This is a genomic window from Anabaenopsis sp. FSS-46 (assembly GCF_029891665.1).
Classification (GTDB): domain Bacteria; phylum Cyanobacteriota; class Cyanobacteriia; order Cyanobacteriales; family Nostocaceae; genus Anabaenopsis; species Anabaenopsis arnoldii.
In genome coordinates this window covers 1-15627 of the sequence record NZ_JANQDG010000055.1, presented here as the reverse complement: position 1 = coordinate 15627, position 15627 = coordinate 1, and the positions used below count along the sequence as shown (strand labels likewise).

General features: G+C 40.9%; 21 protein-coding genes. 9 read left to right on the top strand and 12 right to left on the bottom strand.

The window, feature by feature from the left end:
* Nucleotides 1-594: 594 nt before the first annotated feature.
* Nucleotides 595-1245 (top strand): matrixin family metalloprotease, encoded by a 651-nt coding sequence (locus NWP21_RS05475; protein WP_271734080.1) that lies wholly within the window; start codon nt 595-597, stop codon nt 1243-1245.
* 443 nt (nt 1246-1688) lie between these two features.
* Nucleotides 1689-2360, top strand: a complete 672-nt coding sequence (locus tag NWP21_RS05470; protein ID WP_271734078.1) for an SDR family oxidoreductase — start codon at nt 1689-1691, stop codon at nt 2358-2360.
* A gap of 89 nt (nt 2361-2449) precedes the next feature.
* Here the strand turns inward: NWP21_RS05470 and NWP21_RS05465 are convergent, their stop codons facing one another.
* The 3 genes from NWP21_RS05465 to NWP21_RS05455 form a co-directional block, all read right to left on the bottom strand.
* Nucleotides 2450-3622 carry a pyridoxal phosphate-dependent aminotransferase gene (locus NWP21_RS05465; protein WP_280791910.1) on the bottom strand — a complete coding sequence of 391 codons (1173 nt, stop codon included), beginning with the start codon at nt 3620-3622 and terminating at the stop codon, nt 2450-2452.
* A gap of 84 nt (nt 3623-3706) precedes the next feature.
* Complete coding sequence (locus NWP21_RS05460; protein WP_280791909.1) at nt 3707-4081, bottom strand: type II toxin-antitoxin system PemK/MazF family toxin; 375 nt, start codon at nt 4079-4081, stop codon at nt 3707-3709.
* Nucleotides 4062-4364, bottom strand: a complete 303-nt coding sequence (locus NWP21_RS05455) for a hypothetical protein (protein WP_280801669.1) — start codon at nt 4362-4364, stop codon at nt 4062-4064. Before NWP21_RS05455 ends, NWP21_RS05460 begins: the two co-directional genes overlap by 20 nt.
* A gap of 77 nt (nt 4365-4441) precedes the next feature.
* Between NWP21_RS05455 and NWP21_RS05450 the strand changes: the two genes are divergently transcribed.
* Nucleotides 4442-4642 (top strand): hypothetical protein, encoded by a 201-nt coding sequence (locus NWP21_RS05450; RefSeq protein ID WP_280791911.1) that lies wholly within the window; start codon nt 4442-4444, stop codon nt 4640-4642.
* Between the two features lie 23 nt (nt 4643-4665).
* On the opposite strand, the gene NWP21_RS05445 is transcribed toward NWP21_RS05450, so the two are convergent.
* The 5 genes from NWP21_RS05445 to NWP21_RS05425 all read right to left on the bottom strand — a co-directional run bounded on the left by NWP21_RS05445 (nt 4666) and on the right by NWP21_RS05425 (nt 8304).
* Nucleotides 4666-5091 (bottom strand): hypothetical protein, encoded by a 426-nt coding sequence (locus tag NWP21_RS05445; RefSeq protein WP_280791907.1) that lies wholly within the window; start codon nt 5089-5091, stop codon nt 4666-4668.
* Nucleotides 5092-5096: 5 nt separating this feature from the next.
* Complete coding sequence (locus NWP21_RS05440; protein ID WP_280791906.1) at nt 5097-5444, bottom strand: hypothetical protein; 348 nt, start codon at nt 5442-5444, stop codon at nt 5097-5099.
* An 82-nt stretch (nt 5445-5526) separates the two neighbouring features.
* Nucleotides 5527-5886 carry a hypothetical protein gene (locus NWP21_RS05435; protein WP_280791905.1) on the bottom strand — a complete coding sequence of 120 codons (360 nt, stop codon included), beginning with the start codon at nt 5884-5886 and terminating at the stop codon, nt 5527-5529.
* 499 nt (nt 5887-6385) lie between these two features.
* Nucleotides 6386-7756: a cytochrome P450 gene (locus NWP21_RS05430; protein WP_280791904.1), complete on the bottom strand. Its 1371-nt coding sequence runs from the start codon at nt 7754-7756 to the stop codon at nt 6386-6388.
* A gap of 98 nt (nt 7757-7854) precedes the next feature.
* Nucleotides 7855-8304 (bottom strand): hypothetical protein, encoded by a 450-nt coding sequence (locus NWP21_RS05425; protein WP_280791903.1) that lies wholly within the window; start codon nt 8302-8304, stop codon nt 7855-7857.
* 91 nt (nt 8305-8395) lie between these two features.
* On the opposite strand from NWP21_RS05425, the gene petN reads away from it, so the two are divergent.
* Nucleotides 8396-8485, top strand: a complete 90-nt coding sequence (gene petN, locus NWP21_RS05420; RefSeq protein WP_006195543.1) for a cytochrome b6-f complex subunit PetN — start codon at nt 8396-8398, stop codon at nt 8483-8485.
* 7 nt (nt 8486-8492) lie between these two features.
* Nucleotides 8493-8654 carry a hypothetical protein gene (locus NWP21_RS05415; protein WP_271733447.1) on the top strand — a complete coding sequence of 54 codons (162 nt, stop codon included), beginning with the start codon at nt 8493-8495 and terminating at the stop codon, nt 8652-8654.
* A gap of 115 nt (nt 8655-8769) precedes the next feature.
* Here the strand turns inward: NWP21_RS05415 and NWP21_RS05410 are convergent, their stop codons facing one another.
* The 4 genes from NWP21_RS05410 to NWP21_RS05395 form a co-directional block, all read right to left on the bottom strand.
* Complete coding sequence (locus tag NWP21_RS05410) at nt 8770-9633, bottom strand: fatty acid desaturase (RefSeq protein ID WP_280791902.1); 864 nt, start codon at nt 9631-9633, stop codon at nt 8770-8772.
* A gap of 474 nt (nt 9634-10107) precedes the next feature.
* Complete coding sequence (locus NWP21_RS05405) at nt 10108-11517, bottom strand: NAD(P)(+) transhydrogenase (Re/Si-specific) subunit beta (RefSeq protein WP_271733444.1); 1410 nt, start codon at nt 11515-11517, stop codon at nt 10108-10110.
* Nucleotides 11514-11807, bottom strand: a complete 294-nt coding sequence (locus tag NWP21_RS05400) for an NAD(P) transhydrogenase subunit alpha (RefSeq protein ID WP_271733442.1) — start codon at nt 11805-11807, stop codon at nt 11514-11516. Before NWP21_RS05400 ends, NWP21_RS05405 begins: the two co-directional genes overlap by 4 nt.
* 61 nt (nt 11808-11868) lie before the next feature.
* Nucleotides 11869-13035, bottom strand: a complete 1167-nt coding sequence (locus NWP21_RS05395; protein WP_280791901.1) for a Re/Si-specific NAD(P)(+) transhydrogenase subunit alpha — start codon at nt 13033-13035, stop codon at nt 11869-11871.
* 740 nt (nt 13036-13775) lie between these two features.
* Here NWP21_RS05395 and NWP21_RS05390 point away from each other — a divergent pair.
* From NWP21_RS05390 to NWP21_RS05375, 4 genes are all read left to right on the top strand, one after another.
* Nucleotides 13776-14327 (top strand): DUF2808 domain-containing protein, encoded by a 552-nt coding sequence (locus tag NWP21_RS05390; RefSeq protein WP_280791900.1) that lies wholly within the window; start codon nt 13776-13778, stop codon nt 14325-14327.
* A 196-nt stretch (nt 14328-14523) separates the two neighbouring features.
* Nucleotides 14524-14658 (top strand): 50S ribosomal protein L34, encoded by a 135-nt coding sequence (rpmH, locus tag NWP21_RS05385; protein WP_271733439.1) that lies wholly within the window; start codon nt 14524-14526, stop codon nt 14656-14658.
* Nucleotides 14659-14679: 21 nt separating this feature from the next.
* Entirely contained in the window at nt 14680-15084 is a 405-nt protein-coding gene (gene rnpA / locus NWP21_RS05380; RefSeq protein WP_271733438.1) for a ribonuclease P protein component, read from the top strand.
* Nucleotides 15071-15466, top strand: coding sequence for a PH domain-containing protein (locus tag NWP21_RS05375; protein WP_280791899.1), 396 nt, complete (start codon nt 15071-15073; stop codon nt 15464-15466). The genes rnpA and NWP21_RS05375 overlap by 14 nt, the downstream gene beginning before the upstream one ends.
* Nucleotides 15467-15627 lie beyond the last annotated feature (161 nt).

The window sequence follows — 15627 nt, the reverse complement described above, 5'->3', positions numbered from 1 at the left end:
TTAAATGGGGCGTACAACATATTAAGAAAAGCAGTCCTGAACGCTTTTGCAGACGGGATAGAGGGGTTAGGAGTAACTCCAATCAGGTTTACCCCTGGTAAAGTGACTTTGTAGATTTGTCTATAATTTCACAAACTCTTACTGTTGAATATCTAGGATTATACAATCATGGCTATTACTCTTAGAGGATGTTTGTCAAGTATTAAACAGGTAATTTTTAACTTAGGGAACAGGGAACAGGGAACAGGGAACAGGGATTGGGAAGGATTGGGAAGGATTGGGAAGGATTGGGAAGGATTGGGGAACACACAAAAAACAATAAAATCCAGTCCCCTCCCCTTACAAGGGGAGGGTTAGGGTGGGGTCAAACAATAGTTGATACACTAATCATGACTTATCAAACAACCTCTTAAAAAAAAAGTGGTGATTCCCACAAAATAGACCTAAATAAGACAGGTGTATCTAACCAGTTAACGGTTCATGTGAACCTAAATTGGAATCAAAAATCTACTCAAAACCCTGGTCTCCTTAGCACGTTTTATAAGTAAAATGTCTCTTTATGAACGTCTAAATCTGAGGAAGACAAATCCTGAGATGAAAGTTCCGATTTGGGAACGAATTAACCTTGATAGACCTGCAAAGCTTCGCTGTCAAGGTTGTCGTTCTCGTGTTCAAACAAGTTGGCTAGTGTGTCCCTATTGTGGATGGTTAATAGCTAAAGACAATCGCGATATTCGCCATTGTATTTTGGTTGATATTTCCAGAGTGATTGTTGACATTGAGGACAATAGCACAATACTAGCAGTTATGACAGATGCTCTTGCTAAGGTCTTTAGTGCTTTTAGGAGTGTCAATGTGTTTTTGACCTCAGAACCTCCTGATGAAAGAGAGTGGGGGGATAATTTTACCCATATCCATGTATTAGCTGACCAGCAACTAGTTGACTATCTCGGAATTGCTAGTTTTACTCATCAGCAAGTTACTACTATTGCTCTTGTTCGTTTAGACAAAATACTTGATGTTTCCCATGAAGCAAGTCTAAATTTGGCTCAATTATCTAACTTGATTGCTAATACTATTACCCATGAAATTGGTCATACATTGGGATTAGATCACTCTCAATTACCCACAGATGTAATGCATGATGGACTAGAACATAGGATTCACAGCTTGATACCTCCGTCATTTCATGCTGAACAAATTATCTTGATGAATAACGCTATTAGGAAGTATAAAAAGCTGTAAACATCAGCTTAATTTGTCTTACAAAAGTTCATAAAAGGTATTTTCTTTCTACTAGATAAGGTGAAAAAATATGCAATCAGCGGAACCAGTTAGAAAAATAACTCAAGCTGAGGCTAGAAATCACAGTATTGTATCGGAACCTATCCTGCTTACAAAATTTATCGCAGTACCATAGTTGAGCAAGGAAAATGTTACAATTCTGAAATTTGTTTAATGCTAGATGCTTGGGATTAAGTCAGTCTGCCTTTACAGGGTTGTCTAAGAGGATGTTTGATAAGTTTTCAACAGGTAATTTTTATCTTAGGGAACAGGGAACAGGGAACACCGAAGGATTGGGTGCGTGTAGTTGTCGGCACATCCATAGTGCTTGTGATTGGTGAACTTTGGCGTTTAATGAGTTCGCTACATTGTAAGCTGAGGAAGTGAATTTATAATCCCTTAATATGACCACTGGATCTTACATTTTTCTCGCCGGCGCAAGTCGTGGCGTTGGTCGAGAAATTGCTAAATATTTAACGGCGCAAAATCTCCGGGTGAAAGCACTCCTAAGAAGCGAAACTCCTGAACTAGAAGCAATAGGTGTTAAAACTGTCATGGGAGATGCTTTAAATATCAGTGATGTAGAAGCTGCCATACTCGGTGATGAACCTATCCAAACGGTAATTAGTACCATTGGCGGTTTACCTTCGGAGGGTGAAAGGGCTGATTATCTGGGTAATAAAAATCTCATTGATGCGTCAGTAAAAGCAGGGGTACAAAGGTTTATTTTAATTTCATCCATTGGTACTGGTAATAGTGCTGGTGCTTTACCTCCCCAAGCTCTAGCAACATTGGGACCTGTGTTAGTGGAAAAAGACAAGGCCGAACAACATTTAATTGCTAGTGGGCTGACTTACACTATTATTCGCCCCGGTGGCTTAAAATCGGAACCGGCAACAGGCAATGGTATTTTAACCGAAGATACGCGTATTGTTGGCACTATTCACCGGGCAGATGTCGCCCAGTTAGTTTGTGGCTGTTTAAATTCTCCCCGTTCTCATAATAAAACCTTGTCGGCGGTGGATAAAAATATGTTAGCTGGACAACTAGAGTTTGTAGAATTTGCTTTAGATTAATTGGCGGGTCTCAACGCCAATAGGCTCTGAGCAAGGAACTATCAAGGATACAAACAAAGAAACTTATTACACATAAGGCGCAGGATGGGTCAAGTATTACTGACTATCCTGTGTAAGCCTTTTACTAATCTTTCTATACCTGCTTTAGCTGTATCTTTTTGCAACGCCCCATAAGCTACCCGCAGATAAGATCCATCTTTCATGCCAAAAGTTGTACCTGGAATTACTGCGATTTGATGTTCTTGAATTAACCTTTTTACTAATTCAAAGCTATTGATCTGGGTATTAACTTTGAGGAAGAAATAAAATGCACCATGGGCAGGGGTAATATTACATAAACCTGCTAGGGGTTTGAGGGCATCTATGACTATTTCTCTGATTTGGGCAATTGCTCCAATGTGATTATGTAAATACTCTGAGCTTGATTGTAATGCTCCTACTGCGGCATACTGGGAAACTACGGGGGGACAAATTAAGATTGTATCCTGAATCTTTTTGACTGACTCTAGTAGGTGTTGGGGAATTACCATATAACCAATCCGCCAACTTGCAAACCCATAGGTTTTGGATAGGCTATACAGGGAAATGGTGTAATCTGTCGCTGCTGTGAAACTACCAGGGGAAATGTGTTTAACGCCGTTGTAGGTAAAATATTCGTAGGCTTCATCGCTAATATGGTAGATGCGATGATTTGCACATATTTGATTTACTTGTTGTAATGCGGCTGCTGGGTAAATAACTCCTGTGGGATTATTGGGGGAAATTGTGACTACAGCACGGGTTCTGGGGGTAATTGCTTGGGCGATCGCTTGGGGACGTAGTTGGTAGTTTTCATCTGTTGCTACTAATACGGGAGTACACCCGGCCATGGTTATGGCCATTTCATGGTTGAAATAGTAAGGTGTATTCAGGATAATTTCGTCACCAGGGGTAGTAATGGCTAAGATGGCATTCATAAACCCCATGTTGCTGCCCGCAGTGACTACAATTGAGTTATTTTGGTTAATAATAATGCGGTTGAAAGTTTCTAATTTTTGGGCGATCGCTGCCAATAATACAGGGATTCCCTCAACTGGTTTGTATAAATTATTATTTGAATTTGCTAAGAATTGGGGTAAAAGCTGAATGGCTTCTGGTGGTGGGTTGTAGGAAACTACACCTTGTCCTAAAGAAATGGTACCTGGGGAATTTTGGATTAATTCCCCAACCACAGGAATGATTGGCGATTGTACCGCCTGCATACGAGAGGCTAGGGTGTGCATAAGAATATTATATGTTGCTAAATGTTATATGTTGCTAATTTTATAGGACTTACGCACTGTACAAAATGATTATCTTGTGATTTGTTAGACCTCAAATTCGATTACAGTAGCAATGGCAGCTATAATTTCTAGCATTGTAATTTCAGAAACGCTTCCTAATTTACGAATAAACCTTTGTAAATCCATGCCCCTTAGTTGGAGAGTATCAATTGCAGAAGCTTTATTCAATCCATTTATACTGTTGGGTTCAATTTTAACGTGCCAGAAATTTGGTGAAAAATATGTTTTCCAGTCTGTAATGGGAGCAATAAGCTTGATAGGAAGTTTTCTTACTGAATCTGAACTGATAACGACAGCAGGGCGCACTTTTTTGATTTCTGCACCAACAGTGGGATCAAAGTTGACTAACCAAATTTCTCCACGTTTTGGCATATCAGGGCTAATAGTCAATGATATCACCTGCCATTAACTGCTGCCATTCAGGATCTTGTTGATAGTGAGAGAGCATTATGTCGGCTTGACTTTCGAGAATATTCCTACGTTCAGCTATTGGTAACTTCAGAAAAGCAAGACGCTCTTTTAAAGATGGAGAGATATTTTCGGTAGTAGACGAATCAGGACTAACTTCTTGAACCAAAATAACGACTTCAACAGTTTGTCCTACAGTCAGATTTGGAGATTGAATTTCAATTCTATTTCCTGGGAGGACTTTTGTTGTTGTGTACAAAGTTGATTTGACCATTTTCAGCCATTTCTTTGAGTATTTTTATTGTAGTTTATGAGGGGACATGCGGGAAAAATTAGAAAGCCCAACTTTAATTGTTTAGTTTCCATTCGATTAATGTCCCCAGGGAGTGGGGACTGGATGCACTTGATCAAGATGAGATTCTGGTTCCCAAATTCCATGCTTATTCTACCTATCCTGCAAGCGATCGCGATATTGCCTTTTTCGCACCTGTGAAGGTTTTAGTGGCGGACATTGAACACGACTACGGCTCATACAGGAAGAAGTTAAATTAGAATCTTTTTTCCGTAACACAAATTTAAGAAGCCTCGAAAACTAACATTTTTATGTCAAAACATTCTTTCAGTTTTACATAGTCTTCTGCTATGTTGAAAAAATCCTCTTTTGTTTGTATTCCTTGAGATTGTTTAAAAATAACTTCTTTGATAGTCTCCCATATATTTTCATTAACAAAGTAATATCGTGAATCAGGGTGTAATAGAATTGGTGATTCACCCACGAGAGATTTTTCTATTTCAGGTATATTGGCGCTTATTATTAGATCAGGAGATTTAGTATCTATAGGTACAGTAAATTTATTATTCAGTATGTCATCAATTTCGGTGTTTTCTTTTTCTAAAACTAAAATTTTCTTTAACTCTTGCAAGATATCATCATGTCCTCTCTCTTTAGTAAATTCTTCACTAAAATATTTAACTTTTGCAAAATGAAGAGACACAGACATAAATTTTAATTCCTAGCTTGTTCAATATACTTAATTAACTCAGGTAAGCTATTTACTTTTTTCAAGTTTTTTACAAGTCTATCAACTGAGTCACAATCATAATATTGTATATCTATATCAGAAAAATCTGTTTTCAGTTGTTCTAAAATACTTTTGTTGTCTTCGTTTAACCGATTAACAGGAAATATATAACGAAAGCCGCTTGGTTGTTTTCTCTTTAAGACCTTCTTCAAATCATTTATCCATTTTTTGAGACTACCTTGATTGATAGGACCATCTAAATCATTAGGAGAAGATTTACACTCGTATATATACTTCCCATGTTCAAAATATTGGGGCTTTTCTGCAAACATTGATGTTACCTCTCAAGTTGTTGCAATCATAGTTTGGTTTACATTTTGTGAAATATCAGACAATATTATAGAATAACTTTATTTAAGCTGATTTTCTAATATCACGAAAATGAGCTTTAACAGTAAATTGATTACCTAATTTACTAATTCTACTATGTTCTGAAATAGCTACTATTTGACCATTTAATAATCCTTGCAGTAAATCATCTGCTTTCTGTGACAAAGCAACAAAATCTGTAATTGGTTCAGTATCGCCTAAATCATCAACATAATCAACACCGGGCTTCATTTTGAATTGTTCCATTAAATCTTTCAAAATTGATTTAAAAGATTTATCAATTTCTTGTCCTTTCTGAAAGGGGTTTAGATTTCTCCAATCCGGCAAAGATTCTAAAGCTTGGCTGAGAGCATTTCTAATAGAGTTATATTCAAACTTTAACATTAAGTACCTCTTAGTAGATTTGTTTGTAATACATAGGGCTTATGCCCACTCTAAATTTTCTTGGCGTTCTTGGCGGTATGTTTCCATTCGATTAATGTCCCCAGCGAGTGGGGACTAGAGTTTAATGACGACTTTATCTGTTGCAGTACAAGTTTCCATTCAATTAATGTCCCCAGCGAGTGGGGACTGCTCTATTTTAAACACATACCCCGTAAGAAGTCTAGGGGCTGTTTCCGATAGCCATAGCGTGGCGTTAGCCAGGTTCAGAAAAAGCAGTGGCTGAAATGGACTTTAGCATACTAACAAAACACCTAAAACCCTTATACAGCAAGCGACCGAGGTTAATCGGCACTCGCTAGATTGACGATGTCAAAACAAAAGAATCACTATTTCAGCTTTTTTGATTGAACTTCGGGAATAGTTAACTGGTGCATTGAAGCAGCAATTAGGCGACGACATAACACTATTGTGCTATTTTGTCAATGGATAAAGTCCTATTTTAAATTAATTGGGGGGATGGTTGGGGTGCTTGACTTTTAATCAGCATCTTCACCCCACGACCGGGGGCTAAAGTTACACCCCGACGTTGGGGTATTTCTGGTTTGGTATCAGCTAGTGCGAGTTCATAGCGGGATAAGATGGTGGCTAATACTAGTTTCATTTCAAACACGGCTAAGGCTTCACCTAAGCAGCGCCGGACACCGCCACCAAAAGGCATAAATTCATAGGGGGAATATTGACGTTCCAGAAATCTTTCCGGTTTAAACTGCTTGGGTTCCGGGTATAAGTCCTCCCGTTGGTGAATGAGATACATACAGCCCATTAATACTGTTCCCGGTGCTAAAGAATATCCTAAGAGTTCTACAGGTTCTTTGACTACTCTGGGAAATGTCAACATAGCTACCGGATGAATCCGCAAGGTTTCATTACACACAGCGGTGAGATAAGGTAACCGAAATATACTCATGGGGTCTGGTGTATCACCCAGGGTGTGGAGTTCTTGGAGCAGTTTTTCTTTAATTTCGGGGTGTTTATGAATCCAATATAATCCCCAAGCCATGGCGGTGGCTGTGGTTTCATAACCGGCGAATAACAGGGTCATTAATTCGTCGCGTAACTCTTGGTCTGTCATTGAGTTACCGTCTTCATCTTTTGCTGACATGAGCAAGGAAAGAATATCAATACGATTTTCATCTTTATGTTGTCGGCGTTCAGCAATTTCTGCGTAAATTAACCGGTCTACCTTTTGTCTATTGCGTAAAAAATTACCCCAAGGACTCCAGGGTCCTAAATCTGTTTGCAGAGAGGGGAAAAATAGAAAACTAGAAGTTAATGGTGAGCGAAATATATCCGCCATTAATGAGAGATTTTTTAGCAGTTGTTGGCTGCGTTCTCCTTCATAGACACCGAAAACTGTCTGTAAGATTACTTGTAAGGAAATATTCTGGGTGGCGGTGCGGGTGGTGAAGGGTTGGTTTGTGGGGAGTTGGCTCCAGACTTTGGTGGTAATTTCCCTGATGATTTCACCATAGTTTCGCATCCGATCGCCATGAAAAGACGGCATGACTAATTTTCGTCGCTGACGATGGCGATCGCCTTCGAGCATAATCACCGAATAGTCACCTAGTAAGGGTTGTAAAATTCTATTCTCTTTACCACCAGCAACAAATTTCTTGCGGTCATTGGTTAAAATTTCTTGCACGCCCTGGGGATGGTTAACAAATACCAGGTTGTTGCCAAAACCGACTACTTGGGCGGTGAAAATATCAGGATATTGTTGGGCTGCTGTTTCCATATACCCTACAGGGTCAGCTACCCATTGTATTTTTTGGATAAAAGAGGGGGTTTTAATCTGATTGGGTGTTTGCATCTAAGTAGTTTCTGTTGACGGTTGACGGTTGACGGTTGACGGTTGACTGTACTAAGGGGCGATCGCTATGAAGAGGGAACAGAAATTGTGTATGAATCTTAGTTTAGTTGCTCCCTATCATTTGTGGAGGGGAAAGGTTTAACCCAGCGGATTTGTATAGCTGTATCAAGGGCGATCGCCCCCATGGCGAACCAAAATATACTTTCCCCGGCTTGGACTAAATCAGGTATAATATTGGTAGAGTTGAGCTGCGTTAAGCCCCGCACTAAACCGAAAGCCAGTACAGCACCGGATTTAAGTTGAGTGTTGTTATCTGTGCGGATAATGTAGCGGTAGGTAACACCAAAGAGGAAACCAGACAAACCAGCGATTCCCCCAGTCAGCCACCAATGAAAATTAATATTTGTATATAGACTTGCCAGTGTGGGAAAATACTGTACCAACACCATAGTATTTACCAGACTGGTAATTAGGAAGGCAAGACTTAAGGAAATAGCCGAAATTATTCCAGCTTTGAGAGATTCTAGGCGTTCGGCCATGGTTTGCATATCTGAAGTTTCCTTGGCTTTTGTTTATGCAGCCCTTTGACATTATTATGGGATTAGAGACGTTTTGTAATTATTGAGAAAGTGTAAGACTATGGCAACTTTAACACTTGGTTGGGTATCGCTGTTGGTTGTGTTTACTTGGTCAATTGCGATGGTAGTGTGGGGACGTAACGGACTATAGGGGAATCGTGGAAAATCCATTCCTAAATATTTTGGCCTTACTGGCCTTGCTGCTGCTGGTAGCGGTGACTGGTGGGGTTGGTTATCTGACCTTAGCAGATTGGCGCGATCGCCGTCGCCGAGAAGAGGAAAAACGCGAACTGCGACGCACTTCTCCCAAACGACGATAATTCATTATTTGTAGGGACGTGATTTAATCATGTTCCTACACCATTTTTGAGTATTTCTCCTATTTGAGTTGGCGCAAGTATCACATCCGAAAAGGTGGTAATACTACTTTTTAGCTTAACTATGAGACTGGTCATAAATTGTTTGAGGAGGAGTTCTTAAATTCCAAACAATTCCCAGCCATGATAATAGGGTAAGAATGTAATGAGTAATATCTATTTCCCACCAATAGAAACCTTGACGTTCTGATGCGGGATAATAATGATGATTATTATGCCAACCTTCACCTAAAGTAATTAAAGCTAAAAACAGATTATTGCGACTATTATCCGAGGTATTAAAACGACGGTAACCAACGATATGGGCGAGAGAATTAATTGTAAAAGTTGAGTGATAAACCAGGACAGTACTTAAACAGAACCCCCAGATAAGCATCTGCAAACCAGATGTTTGTAGGCCAGGAAGATAAATCTGAAACAATATGCCGATAACAGTAACGGCGATTGCTAGCAAGATAGGCACCAGCATATGAAAACGGTTTAAATACTGTAACTCTGGGTATTTGGCAAAATCTCGGATCTTGCGTTCATCAGTCTGAGAATATTGAGGAGAGACTACCCAACCAATATGTGACCACCAGCCACCATGAATAATGGGGGAATGAATATCTTGTTCTGTATCTGCATAGTTGTGGTGATGACGATGATGTGCAGCCCACCATAATGGGCCTAACTGCGCCGAAGCATTACCTAAAACCGCCAGAATAAACTGAAAAAAACGGGTTGTTTGATAAGTACGGTGTGAAAAATAACGGTGGTATCCGGCGGTGATGCCAAACATCCGCACAAACCATAATAATAAACAAGTAATTAAAGCAGTCCAACTAAAACCTACCCAAAAAATCAATAATCCACCAATATGAATTGATATAAAAGGGATATTACCTACAAAATCTATTTGACGTTCTTGTTTTGATAACATATAAATATACTGAGTAATGACACACCCTGATTATTTAATCTTTGTTGTTTTCAAAGACCAAATTCTGAAAATCAAAATCTAAATTTTTCTTAGATCCATAAAATTTGACCCATCCATCTTGTGCAGTTTGTTATGTAGTGGGTTGACAGCATATTTTCTGATCAAAGTGTAGTGTTGCGGGCAGCTTATGGCTAGCCTACACAAGCTATCGACTGAGCGCTGACGGCGAAGTTTTGCCAGCTATTGATTTACCTCACCCAGATGAAATGTGCTGTGTCAGCAGACAAATTCAACAATATTGATTATCGGGCATTTTTGGTCATCGAGACTTAGTTCAATTTCAAAATTTTACATTTTGATTAGCTTCTATCATTAGGCATATTAGATTGATCTGTTGTGAAATAATCTTGGCAGAAAAAACTTGCCCCAGGAACATGATACCTCCCAGGGCAAGCTGACCCTTGAAAATAGTCCTTAAAGCTGCTTTACCTCGGAAACCAACTTAGAAACCATATCTTTGGCGCTACCAAAAAGCATGGTAGTTTTTTCTTTGTAGAATAATTCATTATCTACACCGGCAAAACCCGTACTCATGCCGCGCTTAATGACAATTGTCTGCTTTGCCCGATCTACTTCCAAAATCGGCATACCATAAATGGGGCTATTGGTATCGCTGCGGGCTGCTGGATTGACCACATCATTGGCACCAATTACTAAAGCCACATCCGCCCCTTCCAATTGGGGATTGATATCATCCATGTCATACAACTGGGTATAAGGCACATTGGCTTCTGCGAGTAACACATTCATATGCCCCGGCATTCGACCGGCGACGGGGTGAATAGCATACTTAACATCAACGCCCATGCGTTCTAATTGATCTGCTAATTCCCTGACAGTGTGCTGGGCTTGGGCTACAGCCATACCATAACCAGGGACAATGACGACGTTACGAGCATAACCTAACATCATTGCTCCTTCTTCGGGGTCAATGCTGCGGACTGTTTGATTGGTTGTAGTACCTGTAGCACCGCCACCACTAGGAGCGGACGCTTCCCCACCAAAGGCACCAAACAGCACGTTAAATAATGAACGATTCATCGCTTTACACATAATCTGGGTGAGGATTAAACCCGATGCGCCCACCAGTGCGCCAGCGATAATCAACATATTGTTCATGACCACAAACCCTGCGGCTGCGGCTGCTATCCCAGATAGGGAGTTTAATAGGGAAATGACTACAGGCATATCGCCCCCACCAATGGGGAGGACGAACATAACACCCAATACTAAAGAAACTCCTACCACGGCGAAGAATATGGGTAGGCTGTCGGGGGTGATGATTAAATAGACACTACCTACTAAGTAGGCAGCCAGTAGGGCGAGGTTAAATGGTTGTTGGAAAGGTAATTTAATCGGTGACCCACTGATTAAACCTTGCAATTTGGCGAAGGCGATAAAACTACCTGTTAAGGTGACACCACCGATTAAGACATCCAGTAAAATGGAAATGTTTACATCTAGAGGTATGGGTTGGGCATTGCCAATTAACCGCCAGAACTCGGCAACGGCGATGAGTGCGGAAGCAGCACCACCTAAACCATTAAGTAAACCCACCATTTGGGGCATTTCCGTCATTTGGACTTTGTAAGCGGCGATCGCACCAATTCCGGCACCAATAGCCAAGCCGACTAAAATCATCTCATAGTTGAGTACCTGCTGATCTAAGAGTGTGGCGACAATGGCCAGCAGCATCCCCACAGCCGAGATCACGTTACCGTTACGTGCTGTAGCTGGGGAACCCAGTTTCTTTAAACCCAGGATAAATAATGATGCAGCGACCAGGTACGTCAGCTGAATCCCAGTTGGTAGAAAATCGCTCACGCCTTAACTTCCTTTTTCTTGAACATTTGCAACATCCGATCTGTGACGAGAAAACCACCGACAACGTTAACTGTCGCTAGTACCACAGCAATTAAACCGAGAATTACTGATATACTGGTATCTTTAGCACCAGCAGCTACAATTGCCCCTAATACAGCAATACCAGAAATGGCATTGGAGCCTGACATTAAGGGGGTGTGTAAAGTCGGTGGGATTTTGTTGATCACTTCAAAGCCAATAAAGGATGCCAAAACAAATACAAATAAAGCAGCGAGTAATGCTTCGGTCATGAACTGAAATCTCCTGTTTGTAACCACAGATGCACACAGATAGGTTTTGAGGGGCGGTTAGTTAAGTGCCGATTTGAGGACTCAAAGCTTTTAGCGCATCCTGCACTCTTTGATTGCGAATTTCCCCGGCGTGGGTAATGCAAGCCGCATCAATGATGTCGTCAGCAAAATCTACTTGTAGAGTTTTATCTTTGATTAATAATTGCAGCAAGGATGTTAAGTTCTTAGAATACAGCTGGCTAGCGTGAACTGGCATTGATGAGGGTAAGTTGATGGGGCCAATAATCGTCACGCCATTCCAGAGAATATCTTTACCTGCTTGGGTGCAAGCACAGTTACCCCCTTGTTCGGCTGCTATATCTACAATTACTGAACCCGGTTTCATTTGTGCTACCATTTCCTCTGTTACTAGTCTTGGTGCTTTTCTCCCGGGTACTTGGGCGGTGGTAATCACGACATCGGCATTTTTCACGTGTTCCGCCACAACTTCCTGGGTACGTTGTTTACTAGCTTCGGAAATTTCTTTGGCATATCCTCCCGCTGCAGTTGTTTCTTCTTCGAGTTTGACTTCGACGAATTTCGCCCCCAGACTTTGCACTTCTTCTTTGACTGCGGGACGAATATCAAAGGCTTCTACTACCGCACCTAAGCGTCTGGCTGTGGCGATCGCTTGCAATCCCGCTACACCAGCCCCCATAATAAATACTTTAGCTGGGGCGATCGTGCCGGCGGCTGTGGTCAGCATCGGGAAATATTTAGGTAATGCAGCAGCGGCAATTAATACTGCTTTATATCCTGCTAGTGAAGCTTGGGAAGACAAAGCATCCATACTTTGCGCTCTGGTCGTACGGGGGATCATCTCCATACTCAAAGCTGTAATGTGCCGATTTGCTAGTTCCTGTACTACTGCGGGATTTCCCAAAGGATTAAGGAAACTGATTAACACAGATCCCTGTCGCAGTAATTCTATTTCTGAGCCGCCATTTTCGCGCTCTTTTGGTGGGCTAACTTTGAGTACAATATCTGCTTCACTCCATAATTTAGCTGGATCAGTTATAACTGTTGCTCCTGCTGCTTCGTAGGCAGAATCGGTAAAACAAGAGCCTTCTCCCGCACCTTTTTCTACCCATACTTCCAAACCTTGTTTCACTAACCGGGTAACGGTGTCAGGATTTAATGCCACACGTCGTTCACAAACTTCAATTTCTTTAGCAACTGCTATTTTCATGAAATCTCCTGGAGATAAATACCTCTTTTTTGGGCGTCACTGTCTGAGATGGCTTTTCCTGGTAGATAAACCCTTAAATACTTTTGCTTTTCTGTGTTGTAACCTCACTTCGCCCCTTGCAGATTTGACACTTGCCGATAGTCACAAATAGATTCACATATTACAAATCCTAAATTGATTACTAATTTTGCATCTTTCTCTTTAGTTTGTTTTAGGCATTGCAAAATTTTAGTATTCTTTCTTTACATATTTTTTTAGCGTTATTTTTTAATGATTGCTGCTTTGAATCAAGCTCATTTTCCTCAATCTATCCCTTGATTGGCCAATGCCCCCAGCACTGCGCTGGTGCGCAAGCGCTGATTAGATAGATCAGTTTTTATCACAAAACCTTTGGAATTAGATGTATTTAGACATATTTAGCAACAAAATTGATTTTTACTTAGTCTAAATTATAACTATATATAGGACTCCTATTTGATTTTTGAACAAGACTCAGTACACATGGCAATTCTTCTTACCTGTTACCTGTTACCTGTTCCCTGTTCCCTACCTAGACAAATCAATTCAGAAACCAAACCGGATTTCTATATTTTGAGTAAAACTCAGGCTTTCAAGAGTGATGGCACTTTTTGCTTCAATTTAACGTCAATTACCAGGGTGTCAGTAGTAAAGTTGAGTTAAGAGGACTCAAGACTGAGTTTATATCACTAACCTGTTTTCTGGTGGAGGAAGCCTAGACTATGCAAAATTTACAATTTCCCGGTTCTGATCGTCAACTGCTTGTGAGACTTGTTTCGGCTCTAGCCGTCACTAGCTCTTTGTTGACTGGGTTTCCAGTCATAACTGTAGCTCAAGGCATACCGGGACTGACGCTATTTGGCGGCGTTAAAAGTGAAAATCAGCTTCCCTTTAGATTAGACTTTGGCGGACAGGCTAATAGCTGGGAGCGATTCAGACTGCGAATACCAGCCAAAAAAATGAACTTAGCCGCAGCTAAGTTTGTGGTTAGCTACCCAGATTATTACGAAGGAAGTTTCGACCCGAACAAAGTGGAGGTCAAAGTCAAAGGTCAAAAAGTTCCTCTAGATGAAGTCAAATGGAACAAAGAAGCTCGCCGTATAGAAATTTTCCCCCAAAAGCCGGTAGCAGCCGGAGGAGAAGTTGAGTTAGTGCTGTCAGATGTCAAAACACCGAGTTTTGGTGGTATGTATTATTTTAACTGTCAGATTCTCTCTCCTGGGGATTTACCCTTAGAGCGCTATGTGGGAACCTGGGTTTTGAGTATCTCTTAAGCAATCATTTTTACTAAGGGCGGGTATGCCTAGGCTACGGAGGATATCACAGATTTGCTTAATTATTAACGATGGTCTTGATCAACCCGCCTGATTAATTGTTGAGGACATTTAAAAAAAATATCATTTTTAGTTCTGGAAGTGATATAGTAAGGGATTGTAACTTTTTATAAAAATCGCCTAAGAGGAGAACGGGATGAAGAGGACCCTGGGCGGCACTTGCCGTAAAAGAAAAAGAACTTCTGGTTTTCGGGCTAGGATGCAGACACCAACAGGAAGAAATGTGATCCGATCCAGAAGAAAAAGGGGACGTCATCGTCTGAGCGTTTAGGAAATTTCAAGAAGACCAGATGTGGCTTTGCCCAAAGCAAATCGATTAAAATCTCGAAAAGATTTCCAAGCAGTTTTCCGGGAAGGAATTCGTCGTCACAGTTCTCATTTCACATTGAGAGCTTTAAAACCTTCAGGGTTGAAAAAGCCTTCCTTGGATACTGTAATCAGTGAGCAGCCACTATCGAGCACAAAATTTGGCGTTTCTATTAGCACAAAAGTCAGCAAAAAAGCAGTAATTCGTAATCGGATCAAACGCCAGATTACAGCTGCACTGCATGAGCTATTGCCAAAATTGTTTCCAGGTTGGCGGCTAGTCATTGTTGTCAAACCAGCAGCAGCAGAATCTCAGTGCGTAAGCCAGCAATTTCTGCAAGAATTAAAAGAGTTGTTGGTAAAAGCTGAGGTGTTTGATGGGCATTCGTGAAGAAGTTTATTATGAGGGAGGCCCCCACATCGGGGACTTAATCCTCAATGTGTTGATTGGACTAACTGTCGTCGGGCTACCATTGACTGTGGGAGCCATTGTCAGAGCATTATGGCTACGTTTCCGCATCACTGACCGCCGGATTTCCGTAACGGGAGGTTGGAGAGGAGGCGATCGCACGGATATCATTTATTCAGAGATTGTGAAAATTGTCAAAGTTCCCCGTGGCATTGGCTTTTGGGGAGATATGGTATTAACCCTCAGAAATGGTAGTCGCCTAGAAATGCGGGCTGTTCCCAATTTCCGCCAGACTTATGACTACATCAATGAAAGAGTTAAAGCTAAAAATCCCCTATATAGCGGTGCGGCTAACAAGCAATAGGGAGCTAGTCCTAAGCTGAATATTTTATAGACAAAACTATACTTATGTTAACAAGCATTGACATAAGTGAGTTAAGAAAATCGCCCACTTGATATATAATCCTACGATATCAAGTATTGAATTAAGACTATTGCCAACGCGAAAACCAAGCAATGATAGCG